The 6,829-nt window shown below is 57.8% G+C and carries 4 protein-coding genes; 2 read left to right on the top strand and 2 right to left on the bottom strand.

All coding sequences use genetic code 11. The annotated features are described in order from the left end of the window. Positions 1-100: 100 nt before the first annotated feature. Both ACVWZU_RS14180 and ACVWZU_RS14175 read left to right on the top strand, forming a co-directional pair. On the top strand, positions 101-1,171 hold the full coding sequence (locus tag ACVWZU_RS14180) for a glycosyltransferase family 4 protein (protein WP_457441375.1): 1,071 nt from the start codon (positions 101-103) through the stop codon (positions 1,169-1,171). A gap of 131 nt (positions 1,172-1,302) precedes the next feature. Continuing rightward, a complete protein-coding gene (locus ACVWZU_RS14175; protein WP_457445539.1) occupies positions 1,303-3,468 on the top strand; it encodes an amylo-alpha-1,6-glucosidase in 2,166 nt (721 codons plus the stop codon). 129 nt (positions 3,469-3,597) lie between these two features. Here the strand turns inward: ACVWZU_RS14175 and ACVWZU_RS14170 are convergent, their stop codons facing one another. After that, entirely contained in the window at positions 3,598-5,361 is a 1,764-nt protein-coding gene (locus ACVWZU_RS14170; RefSeq protein WP_457445541.1) for an ABC transporter substrate-binding protein, read from the bottom strand. A gap of 546 nt (positions 5,362-5,907) precedes the next feature. Beyond that, entirely contained in the window at positions 5,908-6,417 is a 510-nt protein-coding gene (ispF, locus tag ACVWZU_RS14165; protein WP_414413836.1) for a 2-C-methyl-D-erythritol 2,4-cyclodiphosphate synthase, read from the bottom strand. Between the last annotated feature and the right edge of the window lie 412 nt (positions 6,418-6,829).

Raw genomic sequence — 6,829 nt, 5'->3', positions numbered from 1 at the left:
CGGGATACCGCCATTCTGGTTGGAAACAAACAGAATGCTATCGCTGCATAGTTGAACAGTGATGTTCAGCAGTGTTCAGCGTAAATGTATCAGGATGGCTATGCGCATTGCTCAGATTGCCCCTTTGCATGAGAGTGTGCCCCCCAAGCTCTACGGCGGCACTGAGCGGGTTGTGTCTTGGCTCACCGAAGAGCTGGTGCGGCGGGGGCATGAGGTGACGTTGTTTGCCAGCGGCGACTCCCAAACCCAGGCTCGCCTCATCCCCTTTCGGGAGCGGGCTTTGCGTTTGGATCCCACGGCCATCGACACAGTGGCTCCTCATGTTTTGATGGTCGAGAAAGCCTTTCAGATGGCCGACGAGTTTGACATTATCCACGGCCACATCGACTACTATCCCTATGCCCTGGCCCGTCGCCACCCGCAGGTTTCTTTTTTGGCCACCCTACACGGGCGACTGGACATTCCGGAGCTGCAGCCCCTCTACACCGAGTTTCAGGACATTCCGGTGGTCTCCATCTCCAACGCCCAGCGGCTGCCGCTGCCCCAGGCCCGCTGGGTGGGGACGGTCTACCACGGCTTGCCCCTGGATCTCCACCGTTTCTATCCAGAAAAGGGGGACTACCTGGCCTTTTTGGGCCGGGTCTCCCCGGAAAAAGGGCTGGACACGGCTATTGAAATTGCGGCGCGGGCAGGGATGCCGCTGAAGGCTGCTATCAAGATCGATGCGGTGGATCGCCAGTACTACGAGTTAGAAATTAAGCCTTTGGCCAGTCGCCACCCCAATGTGGAGATCATAGGGGAAATCACCGACCAAGAGAAAAGCGAGTTTTTGGGCAAGGCCTATGCGGTGCTGTTTCCCATCCGCTGGCCGGAGCCCTTTGGGCTGGTGATGATTGAAGCGATGGCCTGTTGCACGCCGGTAATTGCCACCCGTTTTGGCTCAGTACCCGAGGTAATGGCCGACAGGCGCTCCGGCTTTATTGTCGACTCGGTGGAGGAAGCAGTGGAGGCTGTGGAGAAGGTGGGATCCCTGAGCCGAGCCGGGGTGCGGCAGGTGTTTGAGGAGCGGTTCAGCGTGGAAAGAATGGTGTCGGACTACGAGGCTCTCTACCGCCAACTGGTGAACGAGCGGCAGGAGATGTCGCGAAGAAGGCAGCTTAATAAGGCTTAGATGGGCCAAGTAGCAGCTAGGGCTGCTGGGCTGCATCGGGGGGCCCCTGCTTCTTCGCCTTCTTTGAGTGGACCGATAGCAGTAAGCTGTTCGCGTAGGAGACCGGCTGGATAGGGATCGAGAAGACCGAGATGGCAGAAGACATCATCCAAATTCAAGATCAGTACTACATCCGGGCCAGCGCCTCTTGGGTGGAGGCACGCTCTCATGTTCTCAAGCATGACAACTGCTTTGCCATCTTTGACCGGCGAGGGAACATGCGCCCCCTCGGCATCCGGGATCATGGCCTCTTCCGGGACGACACCCGCTTTTTGTCCCGCTGGGTGTTGGACTTGCAGGGAAAGCAGTTCCTGCTGCTCAGCTCAGAGGTGCGGGAAGACAAAGATATTTTGGCGGTGGATCTGACCAACCCGGAGTTCACCACCTCAGAGGGGCAGTTTATCGGTCAAGATACTCTGCATGTTTTACGGACTACTTTTTTGTGGAACAACGTTGCCTACGAGCGCATTCGCATTCACAACTACGGCTCGGCCTCGTTTCGCGTGCCGATTACCCTGCGCTTTGAGGCAGACTTTGCCGATATTTTTGAGATCCGGGGCATCCGACGGGCCCAGCGGGGTCAAGTGCTGCCGGCCCAGGTGAACCCTGAGGGAGTGGTTCTCCGCTACCGCGGCTTGGATGGAGTGGAGCGGCAAACCCAGTTGCAATTTTTGCCGGCGCCGGAGCTAGTGTCGGAGAAGCTGGCGCAGTGGTGGGTGCCTTTGGCCCCGCAGGAGGAACGGGATTTGGAGCTGAGGGTGATCTGCAGCTACGGCGGGGAGGAGATTGCCCCTTTGACCTACCAGGAGGCTCTGCAGGCGGAGCGGGAGCAAAGGGCTTCCTTGCGGGCGCAAGCCCACCGGATCGACACCGGCAATGCTCAGTTTAACGATTGGCTCAACGCCTCACGGGATGATCTGCTGATGATGCTCACCCGCACTCCCTACGGGCTTTATCCCTATGCGGGGGTGCCTTGGTTTACCACGGTCTTCGGGCGCGACGCCCTGATCACCGCCCTGGCCACTCTCTGGTGGTTTCCAGACTTGGCGCGGGGGGTGCTGCTGTATCTGGCGGCCCACCAGGCCCAGGAGGTGGATCCCAGCCGCGATGCCGAGCCTGGCAAGATCCTGCATGAGCAGCGCTCCAGCGAGATGGCCAAGACGCGCGAGATCCCTTTTGGCAACTATTTTGGCAGCATCGACTCCACCCCTCTGTTTGTGGTGTTGGCAGGACGCTATGTGCAGCGCAGCGGCGATCTCGAGCTGTTGCGGCAGTTGTGGCCCCATATCGAGGCAGCCCTGAGATGGATGGACACTTACGGGGATCCGGACGGGGACGGCTTTTTGGAGTATGCCGGCAAGGCGCGGCGGGGCCTGCGCAACCAGGGCTGGAAAGATTCTGAAGATGCCATCTTCTACCCGGACGGATCCCTGGCAGAACCCCCCTTGGCCCTGTGCGAGGTGCAGGGCTATGCCTACGAAGCTAAGCAGTTGGCAGCAGAGATGGCCGAGCTGCTGGGGCGGCAAGAGCAAGCAGCCCAGTTGCGACAACAAGCGGAAAAGCTGCAGCAGCAGTTTTGGGATCACTTCTGGTGCGAAGAGTTGGGGGGCTATGCCCTGGCTTTGGATGGCCAGAAGCAACCCTGCCGGGTGCGCAGCTCCAACATGGGCCACTGTCTGTTTTCGGGGATTGCCCATCCCGAGCATGCTGCCTGCATTGCCCGGCAACTGCTGGAGCCAGCTTTCTTCAGCGGCTGGGGGATCCGCACGGTGCCGGAGGGAGAGGGGCGCTACAACCCCATGTCCTACCACAATGGCTCCATCTGGCCCCACGACAACGCCTTGATTGCCGCAGGCTTATCTCGCTATGGCTTCAAGGGCGAAGCGGTGCGGGTCTTGACAGCGCTGTTCGATGCCAGCCAGTTTCTGGAGCTGAAGCGGCTGCCTGAGCTGTTTTGTGGCTTTCGGCGGCGACAGCGGGAGGGCCCCACCCTTTATCCGGTGGCCTGTCTGCCCCAGTCTTGGGCGGCGGCCAGTGTGTTTTTGCTGCTGCAGGCTTGTCTGGGGCTGGAGATCGACGGGCTGGCCCAACGGGTGCATTTGACCAAGCCCACTCTGCCCCTGTGGCTGCCCCATGTCATTCTTGAGAATGTGCAGGTGGGCCAGGGATCCCTGGACATCGGTCTCTATCTGCAGTCAGGAGGGGTGGGGATCACCGTCCTCAGGAGTGTGGGGGACGTGGAATTGACGGTGAAATAGTTGCAAAATTCAAGACATCCGCAACACAACCTACAACTAAGTTTCACCTGCCAAATGTGGCGATAGGGACACAACTCAACAGTTCAGACAGCCTCTTCCTATCCCACATCACCCACATCATCAGAAGTTCTACTCTTGAATGTAGAGCTGATCCAAATTCCACAATGGCCCCAGAATGGGTCGGGGATCCACCCCTTGAATGCGGTTGCGCAGGGCTGAGAGAACCAGGGGGTTAAAAGTGCCGATTTGGGGCAGTTGTTCCTGGATGATGATTTGAAACCGGTCGTAGAGGGCCTTGCGCTTTTTAAAGTCTAGCTCCCGCACCCCTTCGATAAAGATGCGGTCGATCTCCCGTTCCCAATCGCTGACCTCAACCCCTTCTGCCGGGTTGCCGGGCAAATCTCCCAGATTAAAGAGGTGCAAACGGCCGTCGCTGCGCCAGATGTTGGAGCCGTTGTTGGGCTCGGTGCCGCCGCCACCAAAGCCCAGCAGCAGGGTTTCCCAGTCGCGGCTATCGGTGCGCTGCACCAGGGTGTTGAAGGCGATGGGGGTAAAATCAACGGTGATGCCGATCCGCTCCAGATCAGCTTTGATCAACGCGCCGGTGGCCTCCCGCTGATTGTTGCCGGCGTTGGTGAGCAAGGTGAAACGGACACGGTTGCCCTCGGAATCCCGCAGGTGGCCCTCAGCATCGTAGGTGTATCCGGCATCGAGGAGCAGTTGCCGCGCTTTTTCAGGGTTGTAGTCGTAGGTGGGCAAGCCCTCTTCAGGGCTGAGGTAGAAGGGGCTGGCGGGGGAGAAGACCGAGTGCTGGATCTGGCCCAACCCTTGCAGGACGCTATCGACGTAAAACTGCCGGTTCATGGCGTGGGCCACCGCCCGGCGGAAGTTCAAATCGTTAAACCAGCGGCTTTTGACGGGATCCACAAAAGGCCGCCCGGTCTGGGGGTTACGGGCGCGGCTGAGGTTGAAGGCAAAGAAACTGTTGTTCAATGTCTGGCCGAGATTGTAGATGGTGAACTGATCCCGTTCTTCTTCCCGCTTCAAGAGCTGAAAATCTCTCCCCCGCACCGAAAACACGTCGGTCTCTCCGGAGCGAAACTGCAGCAGCGCGGTGTCCTCTGAGTCCACAATGCGCAGGATTACCCGTTCAATGCGCGGGATCCCTTCCCCCTTCCAGTAGTAGGGATTGGGCCGGTACACCAGCCGTTGGCCAGGGGTGTATTCCTGCATGACATAGGGGCCAGCCCCCACCAATTGCTGCACCGGCGTGTCGATACCCCAGGTTTGCAAGAAAAGGGGGTTGCCCCGGCTGTCCAACTGCTCGACAGTGGGCTCGAGGATGTGCTTGGGCAAAATAGGGGATCCCGCCTGCAGCAGAAAGGGAGCGAAGGGCTCCGGTAAAACAAACTCAATCCGCCGCTCGTCCAGCGCCCGCACCTGAGGCAATGCTCCGGCTTCTCCAATTCGCTTCACATCCCGCGCAGAAGTCGGGATCCGCTCGTTGAAGATGATGCGGTTAAAGGTAAAGTCCACATCTGCTGCTGTCAGAGGCTCTCCATCCGACCAGCGCAGCCCCTCCCGCAAGGTAAAGACATAGCGCAAGCCGTCCTCAGACACTTCCCAGCCTTCCGCCAGCTCCGGTTTGGGCAAGAGGGTATCCTCATCCAAGGTGACCAAGCCCGCCTCTAGGTAGGCGATAGCGTCGCGGCTAGAGCTTTCGGCGGCCAGATAGGTGTTGAAGGTTTTGGGATCCGAAGTCACTGTGGCGATCAAATGGGGCGGGCGGGCAGGGGCAGCACAGGCACCAAGCCAGAGCAGGAGGATCCCTAGTAGAGAGACAAAAAGGTTCCTCCTGAGTCGGTTTGCCGAGGTGTTGTTTTGGCCCGCCATTTCTTTTGCCAAGTCGTTGTTCCAAGCAAGTTTGGGACGGCTCGCCCGCATCCCGCGCCCTGTGACCCAAGCGCTCCGCGCTGCTGAGGCCCTCACCCCCAGCCCTTCTCCTAGAGGAGCATGACTCTAGTCAATAATAAGCTCAACTATACTGAAAATAATGTATAATATGTTCAGTACGGATTACTACCAGTTGATCTTTCTGTTTACTTTCGAGTCTGCCAACATGGTAGCCAAAGCAAAGCAGAAAATTGGTAGTAAGACGACACGGAAACTGCGCTTTGGGTATTCTACTCAAAGCTTTGCGGGATACCGCCATTCTGTTTGGAAACAAACAGAATGCTATCGCTGCATAGTTGAACAGTGATGTTCAGCAGTGTTCAGCGTAAATGTATCAGTAGCCCCCCTCCCGGCCCCTTTCCCAGAGGGAAAATTGGGGATCCAGGTAATGGGTGGTTTGACTGCAACTTGGGCAGATTCTGCGTTTTTGAGGGAGCGATTGCTTGCCAGTTTGGCAGCTCAGGCAGTGGGGTGACCAGGTTCTTTTCAGATTCTGATGGGAAGGTCAGAGGAAGCTTGTCCTCTCTGTTCCAGCAACAGGGCTACTGCGAAGGCAGCAATGGCCTCTCCCTGACCTATGGGGCCCAGTTTTTCGTTAGTAGTAGCCTTGACCCCCACTTGCTTGGGGGAGATCTGCATCGCCTCTGCCAGGCGGGCCTGCATGGCGGGGATGTGAGGTTTGAGCTTGGGCTGCTCCGCCACCACCACACTGTCTACATTGACAATTCGCCAGCCCTCTTGGCTCACCAGTTGCACCACTTGCTGTAGTAAAAGGATGCTGTCTGCCCCTTTCCAACGCTCTTCTTCAGGGGGGAAGTAGTAGCCAATATCCCGCAGAGCGGCAGCCCCCAGGAGAGCATCCATGATGGCGTGGGTGAGGACATCGGCGTCGCTATGGCCCAATAGCCCCTTTTCGTAAGGGATCCGGATCCCGCCCAGGATCAGGGGGCGCCCCTCGACGAGGCGGTGGATGTCGTAGCCCTGGCCAATGCGCACTTTTCCGGCTCCCTTGGGAAAACCATCGAGACCCTTGTCGACCATCGCCCCCTCCGAGGAGCTAGGGGGATGGGAGTCGAGTAACCGACAAGCAGCTTTTGAGAACGCCTCTTTCTATTCTGCCGGCTTCAGAGGGGAATAGCAGATGGGACAAGACGAACCACTGTAGCAGTCGAAGCAGATGAGGTGAGACTTCCCGTAGGGATTGGCGCAGCGCTTGGCCCACTGATAATCGCTGTAGCTAAGATCTTTTCCGCAAACGTCACATCTGGCCATCCCGCTTTCTTCTCCTCAAGCTTCTGAATTAAAACACCACACTAGGTCGTGTTGATCTTATGTTAGGATAGAGAGAATAATTTATAGAGGAAAGAGGATGAAGTTGGTTTTTTTAGATGAAAACAAATGGCAGAAG

The sequence above is a fragment of the Thermostichus sp. MS-CIW-26 genome (genome assembly GCF_054059115.1).
Note: the sequence above shows the minus strand (reverse complement) of the source record. Positions and strands in the feature narration are given on the sequence as shown.

Excerpts from the sequence above, each read along its gene's own strand:
- ACVWZU_RS14175 (WP_457445539.1), top strand. The coding sequence starts at position 1,303 with ATGGCAGAAGACATCATCCAAATTCAAGATCAGTACTACATCCGGGCC.
- ACVWZU_RS14170 (WP_457445541.1), bottom strand. The coding sequence starts at position 5,361 with ATGGCGGGCCAAAACAACACCTCGGCAAACCGACTCAGGAGGAACCTT.
- ACVWZU_RS14180 (WP_457441375.1), top strand. The coding sequence starts at position 101 with ATGCGCATTGCTCAGATTGCCCCTTTGCATGAGAGTGTGCCCCCCAAG.